Origin of the sequence: Collinsella aerofaciens (assembly GCF_015553355.1) — a bacterium.
GTDB lineage: Bacteria > Actinomycetota > Coriobacteriia > Coriobacteriales > Coriobacteriaceae > Collinsella > Collinsella aerofaciens_V.
The window spans coordinates 6,343-32,887 of sequence record NZ_JADNGN010000027.1; the positions used below are offsets into that span (position 1 = coordinate 6,343).

Below are 26,545 nucleotides of genomic sequence, written 5' to 3' on the forward strand. Positions count from 1 at the left end.
CGGACATGGCTCAGTTGGTAGAGCACAACCTTGCCAAGGTTGGGGTCGCGGGTTCGAGCCCCGTTGTCCGCTCCATTTGGGCGTTTAGCTCAGGGGGAGAGCGCTTCCCTGACACGGAAGAGGTCAGAAGTTCAAATCTTCTAACGCCCACCAAATGTTCGCAGCTCAGAGGCTTAGCCTCTGAGCTGTTTTGTTTTGGTCGCCAAATGGGTCGCCAAGTTTCGAGTTTTTGATCTTCCGGGATGCTTCTCAGTAGTCATCCGAGGAAACTCTCATCTTCTCCGTTTGCATACACATATCTTTTAAGGATTCGTGCCGCGGTTGCATGAGGCACGGCAAGGCACGACCGCAACATGTTGGTCAAGCATAATCTTTTGGATTCTTTTGGCGTGAGCGGCTTGGTTTTGGTAGGATTTGTCAGCGGCGCGGTTGAGGGGGTTTCAAAACTGCCGTGCAGGTAGTCGAGCTGATAACGTTTTAGCATTCTGCCAAGAGCCCTTCATTTTTAATGCGTCTGCAAAATGACTAATTGCTTTGACCTGCTGAAACACTATATGTTGTGTTTGACCTAAAAAAAGAATACAGGATATAGATGCCTCTTTGTCGTATGATAGATGGCGGACAGAGAACGAAGACCTTAACTGCCTCTTTTGAACGTGTCCTTGAGCCGCTTGATCGGCTTCTGGGAATGTCCGCATGGAGGCTTATGGTTTATCGAGAACACAGATTGCGCGACGGCGCCGCAAGACAGGGACAGGCCCTGCCGGGCATCGTTTGGCTCTGAAGCGCAATGAGGCTACGATGCGAAAGAGGCAAGAGGATGAAGATCATCAAGCGCAGCGGCACCGAGGTTGTCTTTGACATCGATAAGATCGTCAATGCCATCCGCGCCGCCAACTTGGAGGTCGAGGAGAGCTCTCGTCTAACTGACCGCCAGGTGGTTTACGCGGCACAAAACGTCGCCGAGGCATGTGAGAACGCGGGCCACACCGTTTCGGTCGAGGAGATCCAGGATTTGGTCGAGGACGAGATCATGCGTCTCGACTGCTACGAGGTTGCCCGCCACTACATCATCTATCGCTATGTTCAGAGCCTGAAGCGCCAGAAGAACACGACTGACGACAAGATTCTGTCGCTGATCGAGTGCAATAACGAAGAGGTCAAGCAGGAGAACTCTAACAAGAACCCGACCGTCAATTCCGTCCAGCGCGACTATATGGCCGGCGAGATTTCCAAGGACCTGACTCAGCGCGTGCTGCTGCCCCAGGAGATCGTGGATGCCCACAATGAGGGCCTGATCCACTTCCACGATTCCGACTACTTTGCCCAGCACATGCATAACTGCGACCTGGTGAACCTGGAGGACATGCTCCAGAACGGCACCGTTATCTCGGGCACGCTGATCGAGAAGCCGCATAGCTTCTCGACTGCCTGCAACATCGCGACGCAGATTATCGCCCAGGTCGCTTCCTCCCAGTACGGCGGCCAGTCCATCTCGCTGACCCATCTCGCCCCCTTTGTTGAGGTGAGCCGTCAAAAGATTCGCGGCGAGGTCGCCCGCGAGCTCGAGGAGCTCGGTGTTTCGGCATCTGCCGAAAAGGTCCGTGAGGTCGTTGAGGACCGTCTGCGTGACGAGATCCGTCGCGGCGTCCAGACGATTCAGTATCAGGTCGTGACCCTTATGACCACAAACGGCCAGGCGCCGTTTGTGACGGTCTTTATGTATCTCAACGAGGCTCGCTCAGCGCAGGAGAAGCACGACCTTGCCATGATCGTGGAGGAGACGCTTCGTCAGCGCTATGAGGGCGTTAAGAACGAAGCCGGTGTGTGGATTACCCCGGCATTCCCCAAGCTTATCTATGTACTCGAGGACGATAACGTTCACGAGAATTCCCCGTACTTCTACCTGACCCAGCTGGCTGCCAAGTGCACCGCCAAGCGCATGGTGCCCGACTACATCTCCGAGAAGAAGATGCGCGAGCTCAAGCTGTCTAAGGGCGAGACCGCTGGCAACGGCGATTGCTACACCTGCATGGGTTGCCGCAGCTTCTTGACGCCCGACCGCTCCGGTAACGGATTTAACAATGTGGCCAACGCGCTGAACTATGACCCGAACAAGCCCAAGTACTACGGTCGCTTTAACCAGGGCGTTGTGACCATCAACCTGCCCGATGTCGCGCTGAGCTCGCATCAGGACATGGACAAGTTCTGGAAAATCTTCGACGAGCGCCTCGAGCTGTGCCACCGCGCCCTGCTGTGCCGTCATGAGCGCCTGATGGGCACGCTTTCGGATGCCGCGCCGATTCTTTGGCAGTACGGTGCCCTGGCGCGTCTGAAGAAGGGCGAGACGATCGATAAGCTGCTCGTGGGCGGCTATTCCACCATCAGCCTGGGGTATGCCGGTCTGTATGAGTGCGTCAAGTACATGACGGGTCACAGCCACACCGAGAAGGAGGGCACGCCGTTTGCCATGGCCGTCATGCAGCGTATGAACGATAAGTGCGCCGAGTGGAAGGCCGAAAGCGATATTGACTTCTCGCTGTACGGTACCCCGCTTGAGTCGACGACCTACAAGTTCGCCAAGTGCCTGCAGCGTCGTTTTGGCATCATCCCGGGCGTGACGGACAAGGGCTACATCACCAACAGCTACCACGTCCACGTGTCCGAGGAGATCGACGCATTCGACAAGCTCAAGTTCGAGGGCATGTTCCAGCAGCTTTCGCCGGGCGGTGCCATTTCCTACGTCGAGGTTCCCAACATGCAGGACAACCTCAAGGCTGTCATCCGCGTGATGCAGTACATCTACGACAACATCATGTACGCCGAGCTCAACACCAAGAGCGACTACTGTCAGGTGTGCGGCTACGACGGCGAGATTAAGATTGTCGAGGATGACGGCAAGCTGGTGTGGGAGTGCCCCAACTGCGGCAACCGCGATCAGGAGAAGATGAACGTCGCCCGTCGTACGTGCGGCTACATCGGTACCCAATTCTGGAACCAGGGTCGAACCGAGGAGATCCGCGACCGCGTGCTGCATCTCTAATAACCATCCCAGGCCGCCCCGTAGCGAGGCCCCGGACCTTTACTCGCTATTTCGGACAGTCCTGGCTCACGACGGAGGCGCCACTGGCGCCTCCTGTTCGTGCGGAACTCATATCGAGCAAAGGTCCGGGGCCTCGCTACGGGGCAGTCAAGTTGACGTAACTGAGATGCAGCTCGTGGTCTGCTCACTCCTCGAAGTTCTTAGCGGACATGAGTTGACTTGCAACAACGCTTTGCTTGCGATGACGGTTGAGCTGCAACAAAGTTTTTATTAGACCTCGAACCCTATACTCGATGTTCGCTACGTTCATTGAGTATCGCTCGCGAGGGGTCTGGAGTATATCGTCCCGCCCGCAGTTCTGCAGCGAGCGCAGCGAGCGAAGCTGTTTGAGGACGGGATGATATACTCCAGACCCCCAGAAAGGTTACCTATGAACTACGCGAACATTAAGTATTTCGACATTGCTGATGGGGAAGGCGTTCGTACTTCTCTGTTTGTGAGCGGGTGCCGTCGTGGGTGCAAGAACTGCTTTAACTCTGTCGCGTGGGACTTTGCTGCGGGTGAGCCGTTCGATCGCGCCGTCGAGGATAAGATTATCGAGAGTCTCGATCATCCCTTTATCGATGGCCTGACGATTCTGGGTGGCGAGCCTATGGAGCCCGAGAATCAGGCGGGGCTTGTTGACTTTATCGAGCGCGTGCGTGCGGCCTATCCTGCGGGGTCGGGCAAGACCATTTGGTGCTTTACCGGTGACGTGCTCGAGGAGCTTATGCCGGGTGGCCGTCATCATACCGAGGTGACGGACCGTATCCTGGCCTGCCTCGACATGTTGGTGGACGGCCCGTTCGTTCAGGATCTGTACGATATCTCGTTGCGCTTTAGGGGCTCGAGCAATCAGCGCGTGATCGACATGAACGCCACGCGCGCTCGTGCTGCACGTGAGGGCGTTTCGCTTTGCGACGCCGTGGAGCTTTGGCGGGACGATCCGGTCTATTCGACCCATACTATGTAGCTTGTGGCCGATGCCGGAGGGCGTGGTACCATAGCGCTAACGCAAAATCGGAAAAGTGAGGCCCAGATGGTCGATCAGGAAAAAGTCGAGGCCGCCATTAAGCTATTGCTTGAGGGCATAGGCGAGGACCCAACTCGTGAGGGCCTGCTGGAGACCCCGGCGCGCGTTGCCCGTATGTATGGTGAGATCGCCGGCGGTATGGACCAGAGTGCCGAGGAACACCTGTCTAAAACCTTTGCCGTCGCTTCGAACGATTTGGTTATCGAGCGCGACATTACGTTTTACTCGCTGTGCGAGCATCATCTGCTGCCGTTTTACGGCAAGGCTGCCATTGGCTATATCCCCAACGGCCGTGTCGCAGGGCTTTCTAAGCTTGCCCGCACGGTTGAGGTCTATGCCCGTCGTCTGCAGCTGCAGGAGCAGCTGTGTGCACAGGTTGCCGATGCCCTCATGGAGTATCTCGCTCCCCAGGGAGCGATTGTGCTCATGGAAGCCGAGCATATGTGCATGACCATGCGCGGCGTGCAAAAGCCTGGCACCAAGACCGTGACGCTCGCTCGTCGCGGCGTCTTTGAGGCCGATCCGTCGCTCGAGGAGCGATTCTTTAGGATGCTGGGACGCTAACTATGAGAGTCGTCAACGACTTTACATCGAATACTGACGAGGGAACGCCGCGTCGCGGTTTTATGGCTTCGGGCCTGGCGCCTTTTGGCGTCATGCCTCGTATCGATTACATCTGTGCCAACGGCCTGTTCCGGCGGCACCTGGGCAACATTGCACAGTTGGAATCGGGGCGCATCTTCTGCCGCCACGGTATTGACCATCTGCTCGATGTCGCTCGCATTATGTGGATCAAGAATCTCGAGGAACAGCTCGAATTTGACCGCGAGGTCATCTACGCCACGGCACTTCTTCACGATATCGGCAAAGATGAACAGTATGAATCGGGTATATCCCATGATGTTGCAAGCGAACGCGTCGCTGATGCGATTCTCGGCGGCATGCCCGATGATGTGGCGTTTGAGCCGGCCGATGCCGCAGCCATTAAGACGGCCATTCTGGGCCATCGAAAGCTGCGCGTGAACAGCCAACCGCTTGAGCGTCTGCTCTATGCGGCCGATAAAGCGTCGCGCGCCTGCTTTGCATGCCCCGCGCGCAATGCTTGCAACTGGAGCGATGATAAAAAGAACCTGTCGATTCGCGTGTAGTTAGTTTGCGCGGTCGGGGTTCTAAACGAAGGAGACGATCGCGATGAGCAATAAGAAACTGCCCGAGAATGCAACCAAGACTGAAGGTGCCGAGCTCGCCCGCCGTGGAAGGGGCGAAATATCCACCGCAACGGCGGTACCCCACGTGAGCTATGACGATCTGCGCCATGCCGACCGCATCACCGTTGAAGGTCTTGAGGTTTTTGCTAACCACGGCGTATATCCCGAAGAGAACGCGCTGGGCCAGAAGTTCATCGTGTCCCTGGTGCTCTATGCCGACCTGCGTGCAGCGGGGGAGCACGATAACCTGGACGCCTCGATTGACTACGGCTCGGTATGCCACGATGTCGATGGCTATCTGCGCGAGCATACGTTTAAGCTCATCGAGGCTGCAGCCGAGGGCGTGGCCCAGATGCTGCTACGTCGTTACCCCCTGCTGCTTGGCGTGCGCGTTAAGCTCGATAAGCCTTGGGCGCCCGTCGGTCTTCCCCTGGCAAGCTGCGGTGTCGAGATCGAGCGTGTGCGCTAACCGGTTCTAATACGTCTCTATGGGTGGCTGCTTGAGTCGCTGAGAAAGTGCTCTATTGTTGGGGCAGTATGTGTCGAGCAGGACGTGGAACCGCTGGTTGTGGCTTGGCTCGAGCAAGTGGACGAGCTCGTGGGCGACAACCATGTCGAGGCATTCGATGGGATAGGCGGCAAGTTCGCGTGCGATGCGAATGGCTCCGGTCTTGGGCGTGCATGATCCCCAACGCGTTTTCATGCTGCGTACGGAAACGCGGGATACGGCGACACCCATTGCGATTTCGTATGCGTGCACCATATCGCGCAGTGCCGATGTGACCTCGGACGTATAGAGCTGGTCAATATGGGCTTGGATCTCACTGGGCGTTAAGCCGTCGAGGGTCGCGTTCCACTTGGCCTGCGGACGTCCGTTTGGCTTGTCGGTACCCATAAAACTTGCGAAGGTAGCCTGCTTGGGCCGCGGTGCGGGTGATGCAAAGTTATGATCGAGTGCATCCTGTACCGTGATGGGCTTGCCCCAAAGTGCAATGATGGACGAGGGACTGAGCGGCTCTCGCGCCGTCGCCTGACGTTGCTCGCGCTGGGCACGTCGGCTGATAATCCAGGCGCTGTTGCGCTTCACAAACGCTTCAATACGCTCGCGGCTGGCGCCAAGTGGTGCGCTGGCGTGGACCTCGCCGCTCGATGTGACGCGTAGGTTGAAGTTCTTGACGCACTTTTTGGTAACGACGACGGGGATGGGCGTCCCATCCGGTCGGGATACGGAAATCGTAAACTGCTGCGTCAAAAGCGGTCCTTCAGATTGGGGACGGGCCGGCATGTCGACCGTTCGGCATGCCGGCTCGCTCAGGGGATGTGAAATTAATAACGCTCGAAGAAGGCAAGGGCATTATCGCTGCAGAGCTTCTGCATCACGGTCTTGCCAAAGTGCTTGGAGAGCATGTTCTGGAACTCGGGCATCTTGCTGGCATCGGAGAGGAAGGCGGGCACCGTGGCACCGTCCCAGTCGCCGCCGAGCGCGATGACGTCCTCGCCGCCCAGGTCGAGCCAGTGCTCGATATGTGCCGCCAGCTGGTCGAAGGTGACGTCTGCGGCGGTCTTGTCGGTTGCGTCGTTGGAAAGGAACTCGCTGCAGTAGTTGAGGCCGACGATACCGCCCATGTCGCGAATGGTGCGGAACTGGTCGTCGGTAAGGTTGCGTTTGACGCCGCAAACCGCACGGGAGTTGGAGTGGCTGGCGACGAAGGGACGTGTGGCGTGGGCGACAACCTCGTCAAAGCACTCATCGTTGAGGTGGGAGACGTCAAGCACCATGCCGGCGTGCTCCATCTGCGTAAGTGCCTCGATGCCGGCGGCGGTGAGGCCGGCGTGGGTATCGTGTCCGCTCGCGAGCGGTCCCTGCGCATTCCAGCTGAGCGATGACATGAGTACGCCCAAGCTCTTGAGCACCTCGATCAACGCGGGGTCCTCGGCAAAGAACGTGGCGTTTTCGATGGTGTGGATGCAGGCGACCTTGCCGTCTTTGAGCGCGGGGCGAATGTCTGCCGCGCTGCGTACGTTGACCATGCGGTCGTGGTTGAGCATTGCCTGGCCGCTCATATGCGCCATGATCTGCGCCTGGAAGCGCGCGGCGTGGGCGGTGGGAATCTCATCGGGGACAAACGTGGCGAAGCACTGTGCCCATGGCGTGTTGCCGATCTTTGCGAGCGAGATGGCGCAGGCGTTGCCCTCGATGAGGTCGAAATCTTGCGGATGCGTTTCGTCGCCGGGGAAATAACCGTCGGTGCCGGCGGTAAAGCGCAGGTCGAGATCGAGCGTGGCCCAGCCGATGCGGTCGGCGGTGTCGCAGTGTAGGTCAAATACGGGATATGCCATGGTTCCTCCGGTTGCAGCGTTTCTTTGCAAACTGTCATTGAATTGTATGACTAGGGTATAGTTAGCGCCATATGTTCACGGCGGCCCGCGTTGTGCGCCGCCCTTATCACGGAGGTTACCATGTCCAACCAGGGCAAGAAGGTCAAGACTCATTATCGCGGCACGCTCGACGACGGCACGCAGTTCGATAGCTCCTACGATCGCGGCGAGCCGCTGGAGTTCACCTGCGGCGCCGGTCAGATGATCAAGGGCTTCGACGCCGCTGTTGTCGACATGCAGGTGGGCGAGAAGAAGACCGTGCACATTCCTGCTGCCGATGCCTACGGCGAGCACAATCCCGAGATGGTTATTACCTTCCCGGCCGAGCAGGTTCCCAACATCGAGCAGATCGAGAAGGGCATGAAGCTCTTCCTGTCCACGCCGAGCGGCATGCCCGTCCCCGCCGTCGTCATCGACGTAACGCCCGAGGCCGTGACGCTCGATGCCAACCACGAGCTTGCCGGCAAGGACCTCAACTTTGATATCGAGCTCGTCGAGGTCGAGGACTAGGCTATGCCTGTGAATCTGGTTTCGACAGCGTGTCTCGGAAATCTCAACGACCCGTCCTATGAGCTTTTGCTTCGCCGGGAGCTGGGCGGTGTCTTTGAGGTCGATGAGCTACTACTCGATTGGGACCAGGCCGATGCCCGCACATTTGTGGGCGTGACGGAGCTGGGGCGTACGGTCGATATTCGGCTGGGCGCTGCCGATGGCGATCGCCTTGCCGATGGCGATGTGCTTGCCATCGACCGTTCGGGCATGGTGCCCGTGGCGGTTGTCGTGCGCCTGCGCAGTGCCGAGGTTTATTTGGTCGAAGTCGACCGCATGGACCCGATTGCGCTCGCGCATGCGTGCTGGGAGATCGGCAATATGCACGCGCCGCTTTTCCGAGGCGATTCGGACGAGTATACCGTGCGCATGTATACGCCGGTGCAGCCTGTTTTGGGCCGCATGCTCCGGGGCGTCGAGGGCGTTTGGCTCTCGGTGGTTACCCGTGAACTCGATGCGGACCGGCGCTTTGCGTCGAGTGCGGCGGATGCCGTTGTGAGTATGGCTCCCGACTTTACGATCGTAAAAAAGGCGCGCGGTTAACGTGCGTATGAGTAAGACGGACTTTGAGAGGCAGCTATTCAAAGTCCGTCTTACTGTTGATGAGGTGCTTTGGGGGGAAAGCATATGGGTCTTGAGGGAATCAAGCTGATTGCATGCGATTTGGACGGCACGTTGCTGCATCGGGGGGAGCGCGAGCCGCGTTCCGAGGCCTTTGAGCTCATCGATGAACTGCATCGTCGCGGTATCGTGTTTATGCCGGCGAGCGGTCGTCAATATGCGAGCTTGCGCTATCTGTTTACCCCGGTGGCCGATGAGCTCGCCTATGTATGCGAGAACGGAGCCCTGGTGATGAGCGAGGGGCGTGCCGTTGTCAAGCGCTCCATGGAGCGTAGTCTTGCTATGGATATCGCGAATGCCGTGGTTGCGTATCCCCATGCCGACGTGACCCTTTCGTGTGAGGGACACCTCTACACCATGAGCGGCAACGATGCGTTCGTCGACCATTTGCGCTATGAGGTCCACTGCGATGTGGCGGTGGTCGACCGCCCCGAGGACATCGACGAGGACGTCATTAAGATCGCCTTCCAGACGCCCGAGGTGGATCAGCCGGCGGCCCGGGAGTATTTCGAGCGCCTCTTTAGCGATCGTGTCGAAGTGATGACGTCGGGAACCGCATGGACGGACTTGATCGGTTTCGGTTCGGGCAAGGGCTCCGCGCTTGCCGATTACGGTCGTGCCCTGGGTATTTCGCCCGATGAGATGATGGCTTTTGGCGACAATGAGAACGATCGCGACATGCTCAACGTCGTGGGCCATCCCTATCTGATGGAGAGCTGCAACCCCACCATGCGTGGCGTCAACGACCGCGTCCGCTATGTGCGCACGGTCGAAGAAGAACTGCGCCGTCTACTTGCTGAGTAAACATTTGGGGCATGTCTAGAAATCTACTTCTTGCTGCAAAGTGCGGAAAGGTGGATTTTAAGGCATGTTCCAAACGTCTACCGGCAATCGGGGCAGAGACCCTCGAAGATGGTGTAGTGCGACGTGACGTGCCAGCCGATTTGCTCGGATGCTTTGGCGTCGAGCTGTGCATCGAAGGGGAGCGGTACGTCGATGACGCGGCTGCACGAGGTGCAGATGATATGCGCATGCGGCTCGACGGTGCGATCGAAGCGGCTGCCGCCCGGCGTCTTGATGGAGAGGATTTCGCCGGCGTTGGCCAAGAGATTGAGATTGCGGTAGACCGTACCGCGGCTGATTTTGTCATCCTGCGCGCGCACGACGTTGTAGATTTCGTCGGCGGTGGGATGGTTATAGCTTTGGCGCACGGCGTCAAGAACCAGCTTTCGCTGCTTGGTATTCCTTCTTTGCACCGCCATGCGCCTCGCCTCTTTTCTATTAACGGTCGTAGGTAAATGATACCGTATTTAGCACACAATACTAATAATGAGGAGTGAAACCGTCTTCATTGGCAAGTGGGGCTCGGGCTTGGGCATCTACGAGGCGAAAACGCGTTCCCATGCGCTCGTAGGAGGCATGAAGTGCCTCGAGATGAGATAGGATATTTGCCGGAGCTCCCTGTATCTCCATCTCGACTGAGCCGTCTTCCATGTTACGCACCCAGCCGGTGAGTGCGCGTGCCTGCGCGAGGTTGGTGTTGGTAAAGCGAAAACCAACGCCTTGGACTTGCCCCGCCCAGCGCAGGAAATAGCGCAGGGGAGTGTCTTGAGTGGCCTCGTCGCTTGCGAGCACGGTAAGCCTGCGGCGCAGCTCGAGCTCGACGTTTGATGGTTTTTGAGGCTCTCGACTGCCGCCGGTGACGCTGGAGAAGAACGTATCGAAGAGGCCCATCGCTATGCCTGCTTGTCTGCGTCGGCCGGGAAGGTAATGCCGGCCTGCTGGCGCACGGCATCCATGATGCGCAGTGAGACGAGCGTGACATCGCGGTAGTGGCCAAGCTCGTGGCGTCCTGCCGGGGTCTCCCAAATCTCTTCCTTAACGTTATCGATGCCGCCGATGGCGGTGATAAAGTCTGTGAGTTCGTATTCCATAGTGTTGCTCGATTTGGGCAGGTCGAGCACGCGGCCGTTCTCGCCCTGTTCGCGCGGTGCCTCGGTCGCTGAGCCGCGTACGACATCGCCGCGATAGTCGATGCGGACGTTGCGGGGCGTGGACAGATGGTCGATCTGGATAGTGCCACGCTCGCCTTCGATCTGCGAGGGCAGCAGGTCATTCGTAATTTTGGAGTGCGCGAGCTCGACGGAGATGCGGCCTCCGCCATAGCTGGCGAGGATGGAACCGCAGCCGTCGATGGGGCCGTGCGTGAGCTGTCGCGTTGAGGGGTCGAGCAGCGTGGTCATGCTGGTGAGGCCGGAGGGCATGCCGAAAATCTCGACCATGGGCTCGACGGTGTAGACGCCAATGTCCATGAGGGAGCCCGAGGCCATGTGGCAGTCGAAGATATTGGTGGCGCGCCCCGCGAGAACCTCGTTGTAGCGCGAAGAATACTTGCCAAAGCGCAATGAGGCGCGACGAATGGGCGCAATCTCGCCCAGGGCGTCCTCGACGGCGTGGAAAGCGGGGTCATGGAGCGGGCGCATGGCCTCGAGGGCCACGACACCTGCTGCTTCGGCAGCGCGGAAGACTTCCAGCGCCTGCGCTTCGGTGGCGCAGAAGGGTTTCTCGACGATGACATGCTTGCCACCGGCGATGCAGGCAAGGGCCTGCTCGTGGTGAAGTGCGTTAGGGCTGCCGATATAGACGGCGTCGACGTCGACGGCGGACGCAAGCTCGTCAAGTGCGGTGAAGTTACGCTCGCCGCCGTGTTCGGCGGTAAAGGCGGCGCCGCGCTCGGCATCGCGCGAGAGCGTGCCCACAAACGCGGCTTGGTCGTTGGCGTTGACGACTTGGATAAAGTCGTCGGTGATCATGGATGTGCCGATGGTCGCGATGCGCAGCATACGTCCCCCTTGCGTTGTTTGGTCTACAGGATGAGTGTAGCGCGTGGGGATATAAAGCCGCGCGAAAACGCTATTACAGGTCGCTCTCGTTAAAGCCGGTGTCGATATCGAGGTTGCTGCCGTCGGCCGCCGTGGTGGCGAGCTCATCGCAGCGCTCGTTGAGCTCGTGGCCGGCGTGGCCCTTAACCCAGATGAACTCCACCTTATGCTTGCTCTTTGCGGCAAGCAGGCGCTCCCACAGGTCACGGTTCTTAACGGGCTGCTTGTTGGCAGTTTTCCACCCGCGCTTTTTCCAGCCGTCGATCCAGTGTTTATTGAAAGCGTTGACGACGTACTGCGAATCGGAATGGACCTCGACCTCGCAGGGGCGGTTGAGCGCCTCGAGCGCCACGATGACCGCCATGAGTTCCATGCGGTTGTTGGTGGTCTTGGCGTAGCCGCGTGAAAGCTCGGAGGTGAAGGTCTTGCCGGCGGGGTTGGTGTATTTGAGTACGGCGCCGTAGCCGCCGCGTCCCGGATTTGATCGGGCCGAGCCGTCGGTATAGATGATGACCTTCACGGGCTTCCTTTCGTTGGGTACGTTTCGTGTGAGTGACCATTGTAGCGCCATGCCCGCCGGGGGCTAGCAATCTACGATTTCTACCCCGTCTTCCGACGGTTAGTTGGCATGGATGATGCGGTTGAGCTCGTCGAGGTATTGCTGCAAGAGGGAAGAGGGCTTGCGCTCGTTGTGCATGATATAGCCTACGTGCATCGTTGGGGCGTCTGCTAACGGGATCGATGCCATACCCCATTGCATTTCATTGGAGAGGACACCGGTCGACAGGGTGTAACCGTTCGACGTGATAAGTAAGTTAGTAAGTGTTCCGCGGTCCGAGATTCGTATGTTGCGGTCGCAAGGGATATAGCTAAAAGGTTCCTCGGCGTAATAGAAGGAGTTTGAGGTTCCCTGCTCAAAGCTGTAGCGCGTATAGGGTGTGAGGTCGGCAAGGGACAGCTGCGGGCGGCGGGCAAGCGGGTGGCGCTCGCTAACGAAGACGTGGACCGTCGCGTCGAATAGGGGATGGAAGCTCGCACGCGCATCGGCAAAAGCCTTCTGCAGAACGCGGGCATTAAAGTCATCCAGATACAGAATGCCGATGTCGCTGCGAAACGCGCGGACGTCATCGATGATCTGCGACGTGGTGGTCTCGCGCATGATGAACTCGAACTTGCTGTCGCGGCAGCGCTCGACCACGTTGACAAAGGCCTCGACCGAAAAGGCGTAGTGCTGGGCGGAAATGGCGAGGCGGGCTTGCGGGGTGCCGCCGTCCTCGTAGCGGGCCTCGAGCATATCGGCCTGCTCTACGACCTGGCGCGCATAGCCCAAAAGCTCGGTGCCGTCGTTGGTGAGCGTGACGCCGCGGCTGGAGCGCGTGAAGATCTCCAGGTGGAGTTCCTGCTCCAGGCTTTTGACGGCGTTTGAGATGTTGGACTGAGCGGTATAGAGGCGCTGAGCTGCGGCGTTGATTGAGCCGGACTCTGCCACGGCGATCAGAAAACGAAGCTGCTGGAGGGTCATCGGCGCCGTCCTTTCGAGCGTTATCTACAAAACCGATAACAGGTTAGCGCTTTTAAGTGATTGACCGAGCGAAACAATGCTCGTACTATTCAAAACACACAAAGGCGGTAGGTAATTAAACCGACCACGGAACCGGGATGCGAAAGGAGGCCCGCATATGAAATGCTTACCAAGACGAATGCCGGGCTCCTGTTTGCGCCCGTCGGCGTGATCAGGAGACAGCGACTTACTTCTCTCTAATTTATTAACTTTTGTTCGATCAAGGAGATTATCATGAGCCAGTTCATCAACAACCCCGAGCACACCTTTGGTTTCGATACCCTGCAGCTTCACGTTGGCCAGGAGAGCGCCGATCCCGCATCCGACTCCCGCGCCGTGCCTATCTACCAGACCACGAGCTATGTGTTCCGCAACTCCCAGCACGCCGCCGATCGCTTTGGTCTTGCCGACGCCGGTAACATCTACGGCCGTCTGACCAACTCCACCCAGGGCGTCTTCGAGGACCGTATCGCCGCACTCGAGGGTGGTGTGGCAGGTCTTGCCGTCGCCTCCGGTGCTGCTGCCATCACCTATACCCTGCAGGCTCTTGCCCAGGCCGGTGACCACGTGGTGGCTCAGAAGACCATCTACGGTGGCTCCTACAACCTGCTGGAGCATACGCTCTCCCAGTTTGGCGTCGAGACCACCTTCGTCGATGCCCACAACCTGGACGAGGTCGAGGGCGCCATCAAGGACAACACCACGGTCATCTACCTCGAGACGCTCGGCAACCCCAATTCTGACATCCCCAATATCGACGCCATCTCCGAGATCGCCAAGAAGCACGGTTTACCGGTTGTCGTCGACAACACCTTCGGCACCCCGTATCTGTTCCGTCCGCTGGAGCATGGTGCCAACATCGTCGTCCATTCCGCAACCAAGTTTATCGGCGGCCACGGCACCTCGCTGGGCGGCGTGATCGTCGACGGCGGTAACTTCGATTGGAAGGCGAGCGGCAAGTATGAGCAGATCGCCGAGCCCAACCCCTCCTACCATGGCGTCTCGTTTGCCGAGGCTGCCGGTCCCGCCGCCTTCGCAACCTATGTCCGCGCCATCCTGCTGCGTGACGAGGGCGCCTGCATCAGCCCGTTCAACGCTTGGATCCTGCTCCAGGGCACCGAGACTCTGTCGCTGCGCGTTGACCGTCATGTCGAGAACACCAAGAAGGTCGTTGAGTTCCTGGCTGGTGATAGCCATGTCGCCAAGGTGAACCACCCGAGCCTGTCTGGGCACCCCGATCACGAGCTCTATCAGAAGTACTTCCCCCGTGGCGGCGCCTCGATCTTTACCTTTGAGATTAAGGGTGGCCAGGAGGCAGCTTGGAAGTTCATCGACCATCTGCAGGTCTTCTCGCTGCTCGCCAACGTGGCCGACGTCAAGTCGCTCGTCGTGCACCCGGCTACCACTACGCACTCCCAGCTCTCTGCCGAGGAGCTCGCCGAGCAGAACATCACGCCCTCCACGATCCGTCTTTCCATCGGTACCGAGAACGCCGAGGATATCATTTGGGATCTGAAGCAGGCCTTCGCCGCGCTGGACGAGTAAGGCGACTTGTGCAAGGACCCCTTGCAACTCGATAGGTATAACTGCATAAAATGCCTGCTCAAGGCGCCTGTGCGAACAATGGTTGAACAGGCGCCTTTTTTGCATAGAGAGGGCGCAAAAACAGGGTTTTTGACACGCTTTATGCATTCGAGTTGTGGAAAACTCCTGTTGAGAGGATGTGAGTTTTACGCAATTGACGTGCGCCTTTTGAGTAAAACCGCAGGTCGCGATTTGCTCGGGGTACTATGCAGCGCGATCGAATCACACGCAGCTCAAACGCAGCAAAAACGCACTACGGAGGTTTCCAGCTACATGAGGATCGATTCACGAAAACCGAAAGCCGCCGCCCTTTCCGCCGCTCTGACCGTGGCACTTTTGGCGGGCGCCGGTGCAACTGATGCCCACGCCGCAACACTGTCCGATACGGTTGGGTCTACGCCGTCCGAGACGACGCTGGTGCAGCCCGTTGACTATCGCGGCGATGGTTATGGTTCCATGCAGGAGTGGAACGCCTCGATGGAGGCCAAGCGCGATTCCCTTGAGATGCGTGCTCAGATCATTATGAATATGTATGGCGACTATGCTACCGATGACGAGCGCGCTGTGTTGCAGGGTTGCATCGACGGTGCGGGCAGCCTGTTGACGATGGGGGAGGTCGACGCCAAGTCGACCGAGCTCGATGAGCTGCGCACCGCGCTTGAGGATGCCAAGCGCGAAGCGCTCGAGGCGTCCGCCGCCGAGGCGGAGGCTGCCGAGGCCGCCCAGGCTTCGTACTACAACGCCGGTTACACTCCGTCCTACGCGAACGGATCGGGCCTGACGCGCTCTGCGGGTGTCAATAACTACAACGGGCGCCGCGAGACCTATTACAGCAGCAATGTGCTTTATCACTATCGCACGGGCGAATGGACTCAGGATTCTGAGGGCTTCTGGCGCGATTCCGACGGCTATTACGTTGTTGCCGCGGGCGATATGGCCCAGGGCTCGACCTTTACGGGCTCCAAGGGCGATTGCAAGGTCTATGACTCCGGCTGCGCTGCCGGAACCACCGACTACTACACCGGTTGGTAATCTGCCATAAGCAAAATAGGCACATGATGGGCGGACGTCTTTACTGAGCTTTTAGGCAACGTAAAGCCGCCCGTTCTTTATGCGCGTTTGAGTTAACAGAGCCCTTACCGTGGCGGTACGCTGGGCGTATGGATGCGGGGCACACTAGTTCATGAGAAATAAGGTCTTTCTCTTGGAAGAAGTGGTCTTGTGAATGCTCGAGAAATTGCCGTTGCCGCCGTCGCGTTGATGCTCGGCTGCCTTGGTCCCACGGTCGCGCTCGTCGCGGGCATGCAGGGGACATGCGGGACTGCTCCTATCGTGGTCGGCGCGCTGATCGCGGCCGCACTGCTGGGAAGCGCGGGCGTGGTTCTTTGCCGCGACGATGAGGACGAGGTGCCGGGGTCGCAACGTTAACTGTTGTGAGATCGGCCGCCGGTCATAGACGAAGATGAAGGCCGCCGCAGGGGAAAGGTTCCCTTGCGGCGGTTTTGCTGTTAAGGCTGTTGAATGCGGCGCGTTGGCGTTACCAGCTTGCCTCGATATCGCGAATGCGCTGATAGAGCCATTCGTTCTGCGGAACCTGGATATCGTGCTTGGCCGCGAGGCGGCGGACGGTGCCCGCGAACTCCTCGACCTCTGTTTTGCGCTGCGCGATGCGGTCCTGCGCCATCGAGGGCATACCGGCGGGGTCGATTCCCTCGATGAGGTGCACCATTTGCGTCAGGTCTGCCTCGGTCAGCTCAACGCCCTCGGCGTTGGCAACCGCAAGCGTCTCGCGCATGGCGGCGACAAAACAGCGGCGCTGCTCGGAGCCCGGCTCCGTGGCGCTTCCGTAGGTCCCGCCGTAAGCCATGCAGGTCTGGTTGATGCCGTCGTTGAGCATGAGTTTGGCCCACATGCGGTGCGCAATGTTGCTCTCGACGGTATGGGCGATGCCGCAGCGCGTGTAGAGCTCGTCGATAGCGGCGACGGTCGCGGGGTCGGTGCCGGCGGCTGCACCAAAGCGGATCTCGCCCGCATTGGTAAAGGTGAGCGCGCCGTTGAGGAACACGGCGTCCATGCCCTGGCAGATACCAAGAACGGTATGCTTCCAGCCAAAGCGTTCGGCAATCTTTTGCTCGCTCGTAATGCCGTTGCACAGCGAGGCGATGAGCGTGTTGGGTCCCACGACGCGCTCCATAGTCTTGAGTGCTTGGTCGAGACCGGTGGTCTTGACTGTCAGGATGACCAGATCGGCGGGCGTCGCCTCGCTGGCGCGGACGGACGTGAGATCGCAGGGCTTTCCGTTGACGGTGAGCGCATCGCCCGCGTGACGCTCAAAACGGGTGTCATCCATGATGTATTCGACGGCGTCGTTGCCGAGCGCCCGGGCGATCATGCTGCCGTAGAGCAGGCCGACGCCGCCCTTGCCGATAAAAGCGACCTTGTTGATCTGCATGTGAATCATCTCCCCATATAAAAGGCGCCCGCGTAAGGGGCGCCTGATGGATTGTATGCTGCCAAGGTGATTGGTGGGTGCGCGGGGCGGCTGTTATGAAAAAGAAACTATTGCGCTGTGCGCTTATGCCGCGGGGCAGACCGCAAAGACGCGGGCGGGGTATCCGACGCCATCGCGGACCTTGGGGAAGGTGCAGAAGATGACGGAACCCGTGGCGGGAAGCTCGTCCAGATGGTCCATGACTTCGATCTGATAGCGGTCGACCGAGAGGATGTATTGCTCGCCGGGGTAGGGGTAGGCGTCCTCACGTGTGGTCACGCTCGTCTCCTTTCATCGGGCTTTTTGCTGATGTTAAAGCGGTGCCGTGACGGCTCGATTTCTGCTGCGTTACGATACGTTCTCAATTGCGATTCCGATGTGTTTCGATGACGTGACGGGTTTGTTTCGCCTTGTCAGGGCTTCGATGGGAGGGGAGGGGCCGTGCAATACCGCGTTGACCTTAAAGTGGTAACCGAATATCCGCTCTGGGTCTGGGCTGCATGAGGTTTCCCGGTGCGCCGGGACGTCCGGATGCGAAGACAGCCGATGCCATCATTTCCCGTGCGGTGGAGCAGGGGATTAACTACCTGGACACGGCCTATCTCTATCCCGGCAACGAGGCGTGCGTGGGTGCGTCGCTTGAGCGCCTGGGCTTGCGCGACCAGGTTTTGCTCGCAACCAAGCTGCCGCATGCTTCGTGCAAATGCGCGGAGGATTTCGACCGGTTCTTCGACGAGCAACTGCGCCGCCTACGGACTGACCATATCGACTATTACCTCATGCACAACATTACCTCGCCCGCCCAGTGGGAACGTGTGGTGGCGTTGGGCATCGAGGACTGGATCGCGCGTCAAAAGGCGGCGGGGCGTATTCGCCAGATTGGTTTTTCGTACCACGGCAGCGCAGCGGACTTCCTGACGATGCTCGATGCATATGAGTGGGACTTTTGCCAGATCCAGTACAATTACGCTGGAGAGCGATATCAGGCGGGAACAGCGGGGCTCATGGCCGCCGCCGAGCGAGGCCTCGCGGTGTTTGTGATGGAGCCGCTGCTGGGCGGGCGTTTAGCGGGCAAGCTGCCGCCACGGGCCCGCGCTGTGCTCGATAGTGCCCGTGACCCGCATTTGCGCACTCCTGCCGCCTGGGGTCTTTCGTGGGTGTGGAATCATCCCCAGGTGACCATGTTGCTTTCTGGTATGACCGATACCGCGCAGGTGGATGAGAATTCGTCACTGGCAGACCTCGCGTTGCCGAATTCGATGACTGCCAACCAGCTCGACACGATCGCGCACGTGCTGGATGAGTTTGAAAAATCGAATCGCGTGCCCTGCACGGGATGCGGCTACTGCATGCCATGTCCCAAGGGTATTAACATTCCCGGCTGCTTTGCCGCCTACAACGCGAGCTACGCGCATAGTTGGTTTACGGGGCTGTCGCAATACTTTACGGCGAGCGCGGTGCGCACAAGCGAGGCCAAGCTGGTGAGCAATTGCGTCAAGTGCGGCAAATGCGCGCGCCACTGCCCGCAGCATATCGATATCCCCGAGCGTCTCGATGACGTGCGCCGACGCTTCCAGCCGGGCCCCGTAACGGCCATGCTTAAAGTCTTCGGCAAAACACGCTCCTCGTGACCCTTTTATAACTTGCGGTGGAATAGTTCCTGTTTGCGGCAGAATAGGGCTTAAACAGGGACTATTCCACCGCAACTGAAGGGGGCTGTCGTGGGCCATCGGGATTCATGTAATGATTCGCGTGGGGTTCGTTGGGGCATTTTGGGCGCTGGGCACATTTCTCATCGATTTGCATCGTCGCTCAAGAAGGTCGACGGGGCACGGCTGGTGGCTGCGGCCGGTCGCACTCCTGCACATGTCGAGGAATTTTGCCGAGCGTTTTCGATCGATGCTGCGCATGGCCATGCCTCGGCCGACGATAACGGCGATGCGGCTTATGACGCGCTGATTGCCGACCCCGATGTCGACGCAATCTACTTGGCTCTTCCGCATGGCATGCATACGCGTTGGGCCTGTCGCGCGCTGTGCGCCGGAAAGGCCGTGCTGTGCGAAAAGCCGGCCGTTTTGAGTGAGGAAGAGGCTCTCTCGATCGCCTCCACCTCTCGCGAGCGCGGCGTGCTGTTTATGGAGGCGATGAAGAATCGGTTTTGCCCGATGCGCACTCGCGTGAAAGACTTGCTTGCGTCGGGTGAGCTTGGCCGTATCGTCTCGATTGAAAGCGTGCAAAAGCTCGATTACGGCGAGTCTCCTTCGGGCTATCTGCTTGATCCGCTGCAGGGCGGCTGTCTATATGACATGGGCTGTTATGCGGTCGGTTGGTTTGAGGATTTGCTCGCGGGCGCGTGCGAGGTTTCGTCCCGTGAAGTTCGCTGGCGTGACGTATCAGGCGGCCGTGTCGATTGGGCCGACGAGATCCATATGAGCGTCGGCGGTATACCCATTCATATGGTGTGCGACGGCAAAGCAGCATATGAAAGCCGCTTAACGATTGCCTGTGAGCGGGGCTCGTTGGAAATCGAGCGTCTTCATCGCCCCGAGCTCGCCCATGTGAAGTACTCCGACGGTCGAGCACTCGAAATCGATGCACCATTTGAGGTCGATGATTTTTACGGTGAGGCATCGCATGCGACACAGCTCATTCAGGCGGGGAAACTCGAAAGCCCCATCATGTCCCTAGCCGCTACACAGCGCTGTGCGCACATCATCGATGCGATTCGCTTGAAACTTTAGGGCGTGGGGGCATGGCGCCAACGCCTGGAATGCCTTGGAGGCCTTTTCCCCTGATGCCTCTTTTATAACTTGCGGTGGAATACGGTCTGTTTGCGCCAAAATATGGCACCAATAGACCGTATTTCACCGCAACTGATGAAGAGGGAGCTGGAGATGCTGACGATCGGGTGTCATCTTTCGACGACGAAGGGCTATCGGGCGATGGGGGAGACGGCGCTATCCATTGGCGCCAACACCTTTGCATTCTTTACGCGCAACCCGCGCGGCGGCAAGGCGAAAGACCTTGACATGGATGACGTGGCGGCCCTGCGTGAGCTTATGGAGCAAAACGACTTTGGCCCGCTCGTGGCTCATGCCCCGTATACCTATAACCCCTGCTCGGCCAAAGAGCGGGCGCGCGAGTTTGCCCTGGAGGCCATGGCAGAGGACCTGCGGCGCATGGAAACGCTGCCCGGCAACTACTACAACTTCCATCCCGGTGCGCATGTGGGGCAGGGCTCCGACGCCGGCATTCAGATGATCGTCGACACCCTGTGCCAGGTGATGTTTGAGGGTCAGCAGACGACGGTGCTGCTCGAGACCATGGCCGGCAAGGGCACCGAGGTAGGCCGCAGCTTTGAAGAACTGGCGCTCATCATTGAGGGTGTTGCCGACAAGCGCCCCGAGCTGTCGGCCAAGCTGGGCGTTTGCCTAGACACCTGCCATGTGAGCGATGCCGGCTACGACATCATCCATGATCTGGACGGCGTACTCGACGAGTTCGACCGCGTGGTGGGTATCGATCGCTTGCATGCCGTACACATCAACGATTCGAAGAACTCTTGTGGCGCCCATAAAGATCGTCACGAGTGCATCGGCAAGGGATACCTTGGCAGTGAGGAATTTGGTGGAGGTATGCAGGTTATGCAGAATATTGTATCGAATGGCCACTTGCGTTCGCTGCCGTTTATTTTGGAGACTCCGAACGAACTTGCAGGTTATGCAGCTGAAATTAGACTATTAAGGTCATTGCAGCAGTAATGACTGTCACAAAGTAGAGTATTCCATTCACGTTATGGGTTTGTTTTAATCAGTTTTCTCATTGCAGATTCGTAATTCCGGGTGCATAATAGCCAACAGTTTTTGCAGACCTCTGAATCAAACGAGGTCACCGGAAGGAGACTGATTATGAAGCTGAAGAAGCTTGGCGCATTTGCCGCCACGGGTGCTATGGCGCTCGCCCTTGCTCTGACGGGCTGCGGTTCGTCCAACGCCACCTCTGGTTCTGATGCCGGTTCCAGCAGCTCTGACGACGCTAAGGTCGAGAAGGTCGACGGCTCCAAGGAGTACGCGCTCGTCAAGGACGGCACGCTGACCGTCGGCACCTCTGCCGAGTACGCGCCGTTTGAGTACAAGGATGACAACGGCGACTACCAGGGCTTTGACCTTGAGCTCATCAAGGCTATCGGTGACAAGCTGGGCCTGGATGTCGAGTACGTCAACAATGACTTTGACACGCTGGTTCCGGGTGTCGCTTCGGGCGCCAAGTACGACGTCTCCATCGCGGCTATCACCGACACGCCCGAGCGTGAGAAGGAAGTCACTTTCTCCGATTCCTACTACATGGACGATCAGGCTATCGTGACCAAGGTCGATAACACCGACATCACGGCCGACAACTACAGCGAGAAGCTCAACAACGCCGACGCTACCATCATCGTTCAGTCTGGCTCGACCGCCGAGTCTTTTGCCCAGGAGAACTTCCCCAAGGCCAAGATCGTCCCCTACAAGGACGCTACCGAGTGCTTCAGCGCCCTGCAGTCCGATAAGGGCGACGCCGTAGTCACCAACCGCTCCGTTGCCAGCCAGCTGACCGCCGAGCAGTTCAACACCTGCCAGACCATTAAGCAGATCAGCACCGGCGAGGAGTACGCCATCGCCATCAACCAGGGTAACACCAAGCTCAAGGAAGACATCAACCAGGCCATCAAGGACCTGACCGACGACGGTACCATTGACGCCCTCATGGCTAAGTACAACATCAAGTAAAATAGCTACTTGATTGCTCGCGGGCCCTTTCCGTTTTGGCGGAGAGGGCCTTTGCGCTTCTCTTGACGGAGAGTATTTCCGTCTCGTTTTGCCGGCAACTTCTACGATAGGAGCCACCTTGTCTCGACTGAACAAAGGGGCCGCGGAGCAGCGTTTTCCACTGCCCGCCTTGCTCCAAAAGCTAGCCTGCGCCATGGCCGTGGCGCTCGCGCTGGTGTGCGCAGGGGCATATGCGCCCACGACCGCCCAGGCGCTTGAGACCGCAAAGATTACCGCCCGACCCAACACTGGTTCGGGCAGCGCTGTGGTCGGCGGTACCGAGACGCGCATTACCTGGGAGGTCCAGGCCGATGCCGACGAGGAGCTGAGCGGTCTTTCGCTGACGTTTGTCGACGGCACGACGTTTGGTACCGATGACACGCGATTGACGATGCTCTCGGGCGAGGACCTCATGGATCGTACGCCCATGAAGCCCACGTGCAAGGCTGACGGCCAGACGCTCAAGATCGACTTTGGCGAGACGGCGCCTGCCGGCGGCTTTTTCCGTGTCGAGGTTTACGGCGTGACCTTCCCCGTCGAGGGCGGCGATGAGGCCTTTAGCGGCACCTGCACTTTGGCCGATGGCTCGACCAAGAAGATCTCCAAGATTCCGTCGGTGGAGATCAAGGGCGTGACGGCATTCGATAACTTCCTGGCCGATCTTAAGGAGCAGCCGTGGGTCGAGGCCTGGAACTCCAATATGTTCCTGCGCCTGTTCTTAAACCCAGTCATTTTGGTCCAAAGCCTGCCGATCGTCTTTAAGGGCTTCCTTATGTCGCTCTCGATCGTGCTTGTGGCGTTTCCGCTGGCAATTCCCTTTGGCTTTGCCTTGTCGCTCATGCGCATCTCCAAGTCGCGCATCCTGCGCTGCCTCGCCGGCATCTATGTGAATATCATCCGCGGTACGCCGGCGTTCCTGCAGATCTATATCGCGTTCTTCGGTCTGCCGTTGGCCGGCGTCAAGGTTGATGACTACGTGCTTGGCGTTATCGTCATGGCCATGAACTCGTCTGCGTACCTATGCGAGATCTTCCGTGCCGGTATTCAATCGATCCCCAAGGGCCAAAACGAGGCTGCGCGTTCGCTGGGCATGAACGCGTTCCAGACGCTGCTCTATGTCATGATTCCGCAGACGTTCCGTAATGTTTTGCCTACGCTGACCAGCGAGTTTATCTTGCTTTACAAGGATACGTCGCTGCTTGCCGCCGTGGGTGTGGTCGAGATCGTCATGAACGCCCGTACCATCGTGGCCACGACGGGCTCCATTACACCGTACGTGGTTGCCGCCCTGTTCTATCTGGTCATCACCCTGCCGCTCGCTCGCTTGGTGAGCGGTCTTGAGGCGAGGCTTTTGGGCACGGCCGAGACCAAGAAGAAGCGTCCCGCCAAGAGCGCCGGACAGGTTGTCGCGACGCCCGCCGATCACATCGCCGGTCTGTAAGGAGGTCCTATCATGAGCGAAACCAATAACTCGAACGAGGTCGTCGTCAGCATCAAGAACCTCCAGAAGGCCTTTGGGGACAACGTGGTCCTGCGCGATATCGATCTGGATGTGCACAAGGGTGAGGTCGTTGTGGTCTTGGGCCCCTCAGGCTCGGGCAAGTCGACGATGCTTCGCTGCATCAATCGCCTGGAGCATCCCACGAGCGGCTCGATTGTCGTCGAGGGCGTGGATGTGTGTGCCAAGGGCGTCGACCTCAACAAAGTGCGCACGCACCTGGGTATGGTGTTTCAGCAGTTCAACCTGTTCCCGCACCTGTCGGTCAAAAAGAACGTCATGCTTGCGCAGCAAAAGGTGCTCAAGCGCAGCAAGGAAGAGGCCGAGAAGATCGCCGTCGAGGAGCTGACCAAGGTCGGCCTGGCCGAGCGCATCGACTTTATGCCGAGCCAGCTCTCGGGCGGCCAGCAGCAGCGCGTGGCCATCGCCCGCGCCCTGTCGATGAACCCGCACGTGATGCTCTTTGACGAGGCCACCTCGGCGCTCGACCCTGAGCTCGTGCGCGACGTTCTGGGCGTCATGCGCGACCTGGCGCACGACGGTATGACCATGATCGTCGTGACGCACGAGATGGGCTTTGCCCGCGATGTCGCCGACCGCGTCGTCTTTATGGACGGCGGCGTCATTGTGGAAGAGGGTACGCCGAGCGAGGTCTTCGACCACCCCAAGAGCGAGCGCACCAAGGCGTTCTTGGGCAATATCTCGTAGCCGCTTTATATGACTGACATAGCAGAAAACGGGAGCCGGATGTGATCCGGCTCCCGTTTTTGTTGGGACGCGAATGTGTTTTGTTGCAATGCGCGTTGCGGGCGGAGCTCATTGCCGCTAGGCGAGCTCGGCTCCAAGGGCGCGGCAGGCCGCTTCGCTCTCATCATCGGGGGCGTCGTAGCAGATGACGGAATCGACGACGTTGACGCCCTCCTCGTCGGCGTCCGCCTTCCAGTTGTCCATCCATTCGCCCTCGGCCCACGAATAAGAGCCAAAGAGGACGACCTTCTTGTCGCCGAGGGTCTCCTTGACCTCATCCCACATGGGCTGGAACTCATCATATTCAAGCTCCTCGGAACCCATGGCGGGGCAGCCGAAGGCGATAGCGTCATAGCCAGCGGCCTTGTCTGCGGAGAAGTCGGCGCAGGAGATGACCTCTGCCTCGGCGCCGGCATCGGTTGCACCTTCGGCAACGAGGTTTGCCATGGCCTCGGTGTTGCCCGTGCCGCTCCAGTAGACGACGGCGATCTTGCTCATGTTGAGTCCTTTCAGTTGTGCGGCAGGTTGCCACGGCTTCTATGTTCTATCGGGTTGTCTGGGCAAGTTGCGCCAAGCTGTAGCCCTGCTGATAGACAAAGGTGAAGTATTGGGTGCAGGCGCGGTAGGCATCAAACGTCGCAAGTGCCTGCTCGACATTTGCGTAGACCTTCCAGGCCCCAAAGACCTTATAGTTCTCGCCGCGCTGGACGATAAACTCGTGCACGTCGTCGTAGGGATATCCTAGGAAGTAGCCTATTTCGTGCGGAAACTCGCAGGTGCAGTCGTTGCTGCAGCTAGCTTGCTGGGGTAGTGCGCATCGAGTCTGGCTACAGGCGCATTCCGCGACGTTATTACTCGCGAGCGTGATGCGTGATGCCAAATGCACAAGGCATGTCGAAAGGTCTCTCGTGTCGTAGCCTTCCGAGGCGAGCGCCGTTTTGGCGCGAGGGTCCGCGAAATAGGTGGTGAGGCTTTTGGCTCGGTACACGTACACGAGCGCTCCGCAGGGCCGCCAGACCAAAACACTCAGGTGGATGCCAAGCGGGTCAAGCTCGCGGTTGCACTGGGCGATAACGTTGAGCAGGCGTGCTCGGCGTTCTGCGATGGTTTCTGTTGCGGTCGAGCCGTCCCCGTGGGCGTAGGTGCCTGGATAGGTAAAGAGCGATGCCGGCTTGATGCCCGCGAGCGTGGGGGAGCAGTTGCGCACGACTGCTGCCTGAAACGTTGGGATGTCTATGGTTCGAGTCACGTCGCTCCTTACGGATCTAAACTGTTAGCCTAGGAAAACTTATACACGAAAGTAAGCCATGGTCAACAAAAAAGTTTGAAGAGGAAAACTAATTGACCGAACGGACATGATTTTGGGTTAAGATGGGGACACCCCATGGGGGTATCTAGATAGTGCTACTGAAAGGGGAACGCATGAGTGACTTGCTCAACCCTGCGAATCTCATCGTGCTGACCGTCATTGCCGTCGGCATGTTTTTTGGACTGCGTCGCATTGCCGCTTCGACACACGGGAAGAGTTGCTGCAGCGATGGTGCGAGCGGCAAGAAGGCCAAAAAGGTTGTGGTGGCAGACACCGACGAGTCCCACTACCCCTATCGTGAGGAACTCCTTATCGGCGGCATGAGTTGCGACGGCTGCGCCCGGAATGTGACGAATGCCCTCAATGCGCTTGATGGCGTGTGGGCTACGGTAACGTACGCGGACCACACGGCACGCGTGCGCTCGAAGCGCCCGGTTGATCGCGACACACTCGAGACGGCAGTGAGGGGTGCGGGCTATTACGTTATGAAAATGTAGGCGTTGCCCTCTCCGGTGGGTACCAGCCTCCTGCCCATTGTGACTATCGGCATCCAAAAATTTGCGCAAAAATAACCTTTAGATGCGGCAAAAGTGGAGTTTGGTGACGGTTTGCGCGGAATTCGCTACCAATCGAGCATCTATGAACCCGTCCAAAAAATTACAGGTGTATATTTATACACTGATTATTGCTGTGCTCAGATTGCAATTAACCGTGGAGGTTGATTTCCGATCTCAGCCGAACACATTAGGCGGACAGGCCGTTCCCGCAGCTAGCCGAACGCCCCCGAGGCCCC

At 58.6% G+C, this 26,545-nt stretch carries 29 protein-coding genes and 1 tRNA gene; 19 read left to right on the top strand and 11 right to left on the bottom strand.

Features of this window, described 5'->3' with window-relative positions:
• Nucleotides 1-78 precede the first annotated feature (78 nt).
• The 6 genes from I2D57_RS07200 to folB all read left to right on the top strand — a co-directional run bounded on the left by I2D57_RS07200 (nucleotide 79) and on the right by folB (nucleotide 5,792).
• Nucleotides 79-153 (top strand) — tRNA-Val (locus I2D57_RS07200).
• A 667-nt stretch (nucleotides 154-820) separates the two neighbouring features.
• Nucleotides 821-3,043 (top strand): anaerobic ribonucleoside-triphosphate reductase, encoded by a 2,223-nt coding sequence (gene nrdD / locus I2D57_RS07205; RefSeq protein ID WP_117564449.1) that lies wholly within the window; start codon nucleotides 821-823, stop codon nucleotides 3,041-3,043.
• Nucleotides 3,044-3,473: 430 nt separating this feature from the next.
• Nucleotides 3,474-4,055 carry an anaerobic ribonucleoside-triphosphate reductase activating protein gene (gene nrdG, locus I2D57_RS07210; RefSeq protein ID WP_138112050.1) on the top strand — a complete coding sequence of 194 codons (582 nt, stop codon included), beginning with the start codon at nucleotides 3,474-3,476 and terminating at the stop codon, nucleotides 4,053-4,055.
• Between the two features lie 66 nt (nucleotides 4,056-4,121).
• Nucleotides 4,122-4,679, top strand: coding sequence for a GTP cyclohydrolase I FolE (gene folE, locus I2D57_RS07215; RefSeq protein WP_195232129.1), 558 nt, complete (start codon nucleotides 4,122-4,124; stop codon nucleotides 4,677-4,679).
• Nucleotides 4,680-4,681: 2 nt separating this feature from the next.
• Entirely contained in the window at nucleotides 4,682-5,263 is a 582-nt protein-coding gene (locus I2D57_RS07220; protein ID WP_195361993.1) for an HD domain-containing protein, read from the top strand.
• 43 nt (nucleotides 5,264-5,306) lie between these two features.
• Nucleotides 5,307-5,792 carry a dihydroneopterin aldolase gene (folB, locus tag I2D57_RS07225; protein WP_022094401.1) on the top strand — a complete coding sequence of 162 codons (486 nt, stop codon included), beginning with the start codon at nucleotides 5,307-5,309 and terminating at the stop codon, nucleotides 5,790-5,792.
• Between the two features lie 6 nt (nucleotides 5,793-5,798).
• Here the strand turns inward: folB and I2D57_RS07230 are convergent, their stop codons facing one another.
• Nucleotides 5,799-6,575 (bottom strand): M48 family metallopeptidase, encoded by a 777-nt coding sequence (locus I2D57_RS07230; RefSeq protein ID WP_195361994.1) that lies wholly within the window; start codon nucleotides 6,573-6,575, stop codon nucleotides 5,799-5,801.
• A gap of 74 nt (nucleotides 6,576-6,649) precedes the next feature.
• Nucleotides 6,650-7,663, bottom strand: a complete 1,014-nt coding sequence (locus I2D57_RS07235; protein ID WP_117640822.1) for a dipeptidase — start codon at nucleotides 7,661-7,663, stop codon at nucleotides 6,650-6,652.
• Nucleotides 7,664-7,783: 120 nt separating this feature from the next.
• Here I2D57_RS07235 and I2D57_RS07240 point away from each other — a divergent pair, with 120 nt between their 5' ends.
• The 3 genes from I2D57_RS07240 to I2D57_RS07250 all read left to right on the top strand — a co-directional run bounded on the left by I2D57_RS07240 (nucleotide 7,784) and on the right by I2D57_RS07250 (nucleotide 9,676).
• Nucleotides 7,784-8,212: an FKBP-type peptidyl-prolyl cis-trans isomerase gene (locus tag I2D57_RS07240; RefSeq protein WP_117640821.1), complete on the top strand. Its 429-nt coding sequence runs from the start codon at nucleotides 7,784-7,786 to the stop codon at nucleotides 8,210-8,212.
• A 3-nt stretch (nucleotides 8,213-8,215) separates the two neighbouring features.
• A complete protein-coding gene (locus I2D57_RS07245) occupies nucleotides 8,216-8,794 on the top strand; it encodes an urease accessory protein UreE (RefSeq protein WP_195232125.1) in 579 nt (192 codons plus the stop codon).
• 84 nt (nucleotides 8,795-8,878) lie between these two features.
• On the top strand, nucleotides 8,879-9,676 hold the full coding sequence (locus I2D57_RS07250; protein WP_195361995.1) for an HAD-IIB family hydrolase: 798 nt from the start codon (nucleotides 8,879-8,881) through the stop codon (nucleotides 9,674-9,676).
• A 77-nt stretch (nucleotides 9,677-9,753) separates the two neighbouring features.
• Here the strand turns inward: I2D57_RS07250 and I2D57_RS07255 are convergent, their stop codons facing one another.
• The 5 genes from I2D57_RS07255 to I2D57_RS07275 all read right to left on the bottom strand — a co-directional run bounded on the left by I2D57_RS07255 (nucleotide 9,754) and on the right by I2D57_RS07275 (nucleotide 13,276).
• Nucleotides 9,754-10,134, bottom strand: a complete 381-nt coding sequence (locus I2D57_RS07255) for a Fur family transcriptional regulator (protein WP_195361996.1) — start codon at nucleotides 10,132-10,134, stop codon at nucleotides 9,754-9,756.
• Nucleotides 10,135-10,195: 61 nt separating this feature from the next.
• Nucleotides 10,196-10,606 (bottom strand): acylphosphatase, encoded by a 411-nt coding sequence (locus tag I2D57_RS07260; protein ID WP_195245751.1) that lies wholly within the window; start codon nucleotides 10,604-10,606, stop codon nucleotides 10,196-10,198.
• Between the two features lie 2 nt (nucleotides 10,607-10,608).
• Nucleotides 10,609-11,715: a Gfo/Idh/MocA family protein gene (locus tag I2D57_RS07265; protein WP_195361997.1), complete on the bottom strand. Its 1,107-nt coding sequence runs from the start codon at nucleotides 11,713-11,715 to the stop codon at nucleotides 10,609-10,611.
• Nucleotides 11,716-11,788: 73 nt separating this feature from the next.
• Entirely contained in the window at nucleotides 11,789-12,325 is a 537-nt protein-coding gene (gene rnhA / locus I2D57_RS07270; protein ID WP_117776457.1) for a ribonuclease HI, read from the bottom strand.
• A gap of 48 nt (nucleotides 12,326-12,373) precedes the next feature.
• Nucleotides 12,374-13,276, bottom strand: coding sequence for a LysR family transcriptional regulator (locus tag I2D57_RS07275; RefSeq protein WP_152067913.1), 903 nt, complete (start codon nucleotides 13,274-13,276; stop codon nucleotides 12,374-12,376).
• A gap of 273 nt (nucleotides 13,277-13,549) precedes the next feature.
• On the opposite strand from I2D57_RS07275, the gene I2D57_RS07280 reads away from it, so the two are divergent.
• The 3 genes from I2D57_RS07280 (at nucleotide 13,550) to I2D57_RS07290 (ending at nucleotide 16,327) form a co-directional block, all read left to right on the top strand.
• The gene (locus tag I2D57_RS07280; RefSeq protein WP_195361998.1) at nucleotides 13,550-14,860 is read left to right on the top strand and encodes an O-acetylhomoserine aminocarboxypropyltransferase/cysteine synthase family protein; all 1,311 of its coding nucleotides are present in this window, start codon (nucleotides 13,550-13,552) and stop codon (nucleotides 14,858-14,860) included.
• Between the two features lie 312 nt (nucleotides 14,861-15,172).
• Nucleotides 15,173-15,931 (top strand): hypothetical protein, encoded by a 759-nt coding sequence (locus tag I2D57_RS07285; RefSeq protein WP_195361999.1) that lies wholly within the window; start codon nucleotides 15,173-15,175, stop codon nucleotides 15,929-15,931.
• A 189-nt stretch (nucleotides 15,932-16,120) separates the two neighbouring features.
• Nucleotides 16,121-16,327, top strand: a complete 207-nt coding sequence (locus I2D57_RS07290) for a hypothetical protein (protein ID WP_195362000.1) — start codon at nucleotides 16,121-16,123, stop codon at nucleotides 16,325-16,327.
• A gap of 109 nt (nucleotides 16,328-16,436) precedes the next feature.
• Here I2D57_RS07290 and I2D57_RS07295 read toward each other — a convergent pair whose 3' ends face one another.
• Nucleotides 16,437-17,351 (bottom strand): ketopantoate reductase family protein, encoded by a 915-nt coding sequence (locus I2D57_RS07295; RefSeq protein ID WP_229055680.1) that lies wholly within the window; start codon nucleotides 17,349-17,351, stop codon nucleotides 16,437-16,439.
• A 123-nt stretch (nucleotides 17,352-17,474) separates the two neighbouring features.
• Nucleotides 17,475-17,669 (bottom strand): cyclase family protein, encoded by a 195-nt coding sequence (locus I2D57_RS07300; RefSeq protein ID WP_195362002.1) that lies wholly within the window; start codon nucleotides 17,667-17,669, stop codon nucleotides 17,475-17,477.
• A gap of 221 nt (nucleotides 17,670-17,890) precedes the next feature.
• On the opposite strand from I2D57_RS07300, the gene I2D57_RS07305 reads away from it, so the two are divergent.
• From I2D57_RS07305 to I2D57_RS07330, 6 genes are all read left to right on the top strand, one after another.
• Nucleotides 17,891-19,021, top strand: a complete 1,131-nt coding sequence (locus I2D57_RS07305) for an aldo/keto reductase (protein WP_195362003.1) — start codon at nucleotides 17,891-17,893, stop codon at nucleotides 19,019-19,021.
• Nucleotides 19,022-19,111: 90 nt separating this feature from the next.
• A complete protein-coding gene (locus I2D57_RS07310) occupies nucleotides 19,112-20,131 on the top strand; it encodes a Gfo/Idh/MocA family protein (RefSeq protein WP_195362004.1) in 1,020 nt (339 codons plus the stop codon).
• 153 nt (nucleotides 20,132-20,284) lie between these two features.
• Nucleotides 20,285-21,151 (top strand): deoxyribonuclease IV, encoded by an 867-nt coding sequence (locus tag I2D57_RS07315; protein ID WP_195362005.1) that lies wholly within the window; start codon nucleotides 20,285-20,287, stop codon nucleotides 21,149-21,151.
• A gap of 147 nt (nucleotides 21,152-21,298) precedes the next feature.
• Complete coding sequence (locus I2D57_RS07320) at nucleotides 21,299-22,159, top strand: ABC transporter substrate-binding protein (RefSeq protein ID WP_148345627.1); 861 nt, start codon at nucleotides 21,299-21,301, stop codon at nucleotides 22,157-22,159.
• Between the two features lie 118 nt (nucleotides 22,160-22,277).
• The gene (locus tag I2D57_RS07325; protein ID WP_229055681.1) at nucleotides 22,278-23,639 is read left to right on the top strand and encodes an amino acid ABC transporter permease; all 1,362 of its coding nucleotides are present in this window, start codon (nucleotides 22,278-22,280) and stop codon (nucleotides 23,637-23,639) included.
• A gap of 12 nt (nucleotides 23,640-23,651) precedes the next feature.
• Nucleotides 23,652-24,404 carry an amino acid ABC transporter ATP-binding protein gene (locus I2D57_RS07330; RefSeq protein WP_006234381.1) on the top strand — a complete coding sequence of 251 codons (753 nt, stop codon included), beginning with the start codon at nucleotides 23,652-23,654 and terminating at the stop codon, nucleotides 24,402-24,404.
• A gap of 117 nt (nucleotides 24,405-24,521) precedes the next feature.
• Here the strand turns inward: I2D57_RS07330 and I2D57_RS07335 are convergent, their stop codons facing one another.
• Nucleotides 24,522-24,941: a flavodoxin gene (locus I2D57_RS07335; RefSeq protein WP_006234379.1), complete on the bottom strand. Its 420-nt coding sequence runs from the start codon at nucleotides 24,939-24,941 to the stop codon at nucleotides 24,522-24,524.
• Between the two features lie 46 nt (nucleotides 24,942-24,987).
• Nucleotides 24,988-25,692 carry a DUF3793 family protein gene (locus I2D57_RS07340; RefSeq protein WP_195362006.1) on the bottom strand — a complete coding sequence of 235 codons (705 nt, stop codon included), beginning with the start codon at nucleotides 25,690-25,692 and terminating at the stop codon, nucleotides 24,988-24,990.
• A gap of 173 nt (nucleotides 25,693-25,865) precedes the next feature.
• Between I2D57_RS07340 and I2D57_RS07345 the strand changes: the two genes are divergently transcribed.
• The gene (locus I2D57_RS07345; protein ID WP_006234377.1) at nucleotides 25,866-26,249 is read left to right on the top strand and encodes a heavy-metal-associated domain-containing protein; all 384 of its coding nucleotides are present in this window, start codon (nucleotides 25,866-25,868) and stop codon (nucleotides 26,247-26,249) included.
• Nucleotides 26,250-26,545: the final 296 nt, after the last annotated feature.

Excerpts from the sequence above, each read along its gene's own strand:
- nrdD (WP_117564449.1), top strand. The coding sequence starts at position 821 with ATGAAGATCATCAAGCGCAGCGGCACCGAGGTTGTCTTTGACATCGAT.
- I2D57_RS07330 (WP_006234381.1), top strand. The coding sequence starts at position 23,652 with ATGAGCGAAACCAATAACTCGAACGAGGTCGTCGTCAGCATCAAGAAC.
- I2D57_RS07315 (WP_195362005.1), top strand. The coding sequence starts at position 20,285 with ATGCTGACGATCGGGTGTCATCTTTCGACGACGAAGGGCTATCGGGCG.
- I2D57_RS07305 (WP_195362003.1), top strand. The coding sequence starts at position 17,891 with ATGAGGTTTCCCGGTGCGCCGGGACGTCCGGATGCGAAGACAGCCGAT.
- I2D57_RS07255 (WP_195361996.1), bottom strand. The coding sequence starts at position 10,134 with ATGGCGGTGCAAAGAAGGAATACCAAGCAGCGAAAGCTGGTTCTTGAC.
- I2D57_RS07250 (WP_195361995.1), top strand. The coding sequence starts at position 8,879 with ATGGGTCTTGAGGGAATCAAGCTGATTGCATGCGATTTGGACGGCACG.
- folB (WP_022094401.1), top strand. The coding sequence starts at position 5,307 with ATGAGCAATAAGAAACTGCCCGAGAATGCAACCAAGACTGAAGGTGCC.
- I2D57_RS07285 (WP_195361999.1), top strand. The coding sequence starts at position 15,173 with ATGAGGATCGATTCACGAAAACCGAAAGCCGCCGCCCTTTCCGCCGCT.
- I2D57_RS07320 (WP_148345627.1), top strand. The coding sequence starts at position 21,299 with ATGAAGCTGAAGAAGCTTGGCGCATTTGCCGCCACGGGTGCTATGGCG.
- I2D57_RS07260 (WP_195245751.1), bottom strand. The coding sequence starts at position 10,606 with ATGGGCCTCTTCGATACGTTCTTCTCCAGCGTCACCGGCGGCAGTCGA.
- I2D57_RS07265 (WP_195361997.1), bottom strand. The coding sequence starts at position 11,715 with ATGCTGCGCATCGCGACCATCGGCACATCCATGATCACCGACGACTTT.
- I2D57_RS07345 (WP_006234377.1), top strand. The coding sequence starts at position 25,866 with ATGAGTGACTTGCTCAACCCTGCGAATCTCATCGTGCTGACCGTCATT.
- I2D57_RS07245 (WP_195232125.1), top strand. The coding sequence starts at position 8,216 with ATGCCTGTGAATCTGGTTTCGACAGCGTGTCTCGGAAATCTCAACGAC.
- nrdG (WP_138112050.1), top strand. The coding sequence starts at position 3,474 with ATGAACTACGCGAACATTAAGTATTTCGACATTGCTGATGGGGAAGGC.
- I2D57_RS07280 (WP_195361998.1), top strand. The coding sequence starts at position 13,550 with ATGAGCCAGTTCATCAACAACCCCGAGCACACCTTTGGTTTCGATACC.
- rnhA (WP_117776457.1), bottom strand. The coding sequence starts at position 12,325 with ATGGCGCTACAATGGTCACTCACACGAAACGTACCCAACGAAAGGAAG.
- I2D57_RS07295 (WP_229055680.1), bottom strand. The coding sequence starts at position 17,351 with ATGCAGATCAACAAGGTCGCTTTTATCGGCAAGGGCGGCGTCGGCCTG.
- I2D57_RS07235 (WP_117640822.1), bottom strand. The coding sequence starts at position 7,663 with ATGGCATATCCCGTATTTGACCTACACTGCGACACCGCCGACCGCATC.
- I2D57_RS07275 (WP_152067913.1), bottom strand. The coding sequence starts at position 13,276 with ATGACCCTCCAGCAGCTTCGTTTTCTGATCGCCGTGGCAGAGTCCGGC.
- I2D57_RS07335 (WP_006234379.1), bottom strand. The coding sequence starts at position 24,941 with ATGAGCAAGATCGCCGTCGTCTACTGGAGCGGCACGGGCAACACCGAG.
- I2D57_RS07240 (WP_117640821.1), top strand. The coding sequence starts at position 7,784 with ATGTCCAACCAGGGCAAGAAGGTCAAGACTCATTATCGCGGCACGCTC.
- I2D57_RS07220 (WP_195361993.1), top strand. The coding sequence starts at position 4,682 with ATGAGAGTCGTCAACGACTTTACATCGAATACTGACGAGGGAACGCCG.
- folE (WP_195232129.1), top strand. The coding sequence starts at position 4,122 with ATGGTCGATCAGGAAAAAGTCGAGGCCGCCATTAAGCTATTGCTTGAG.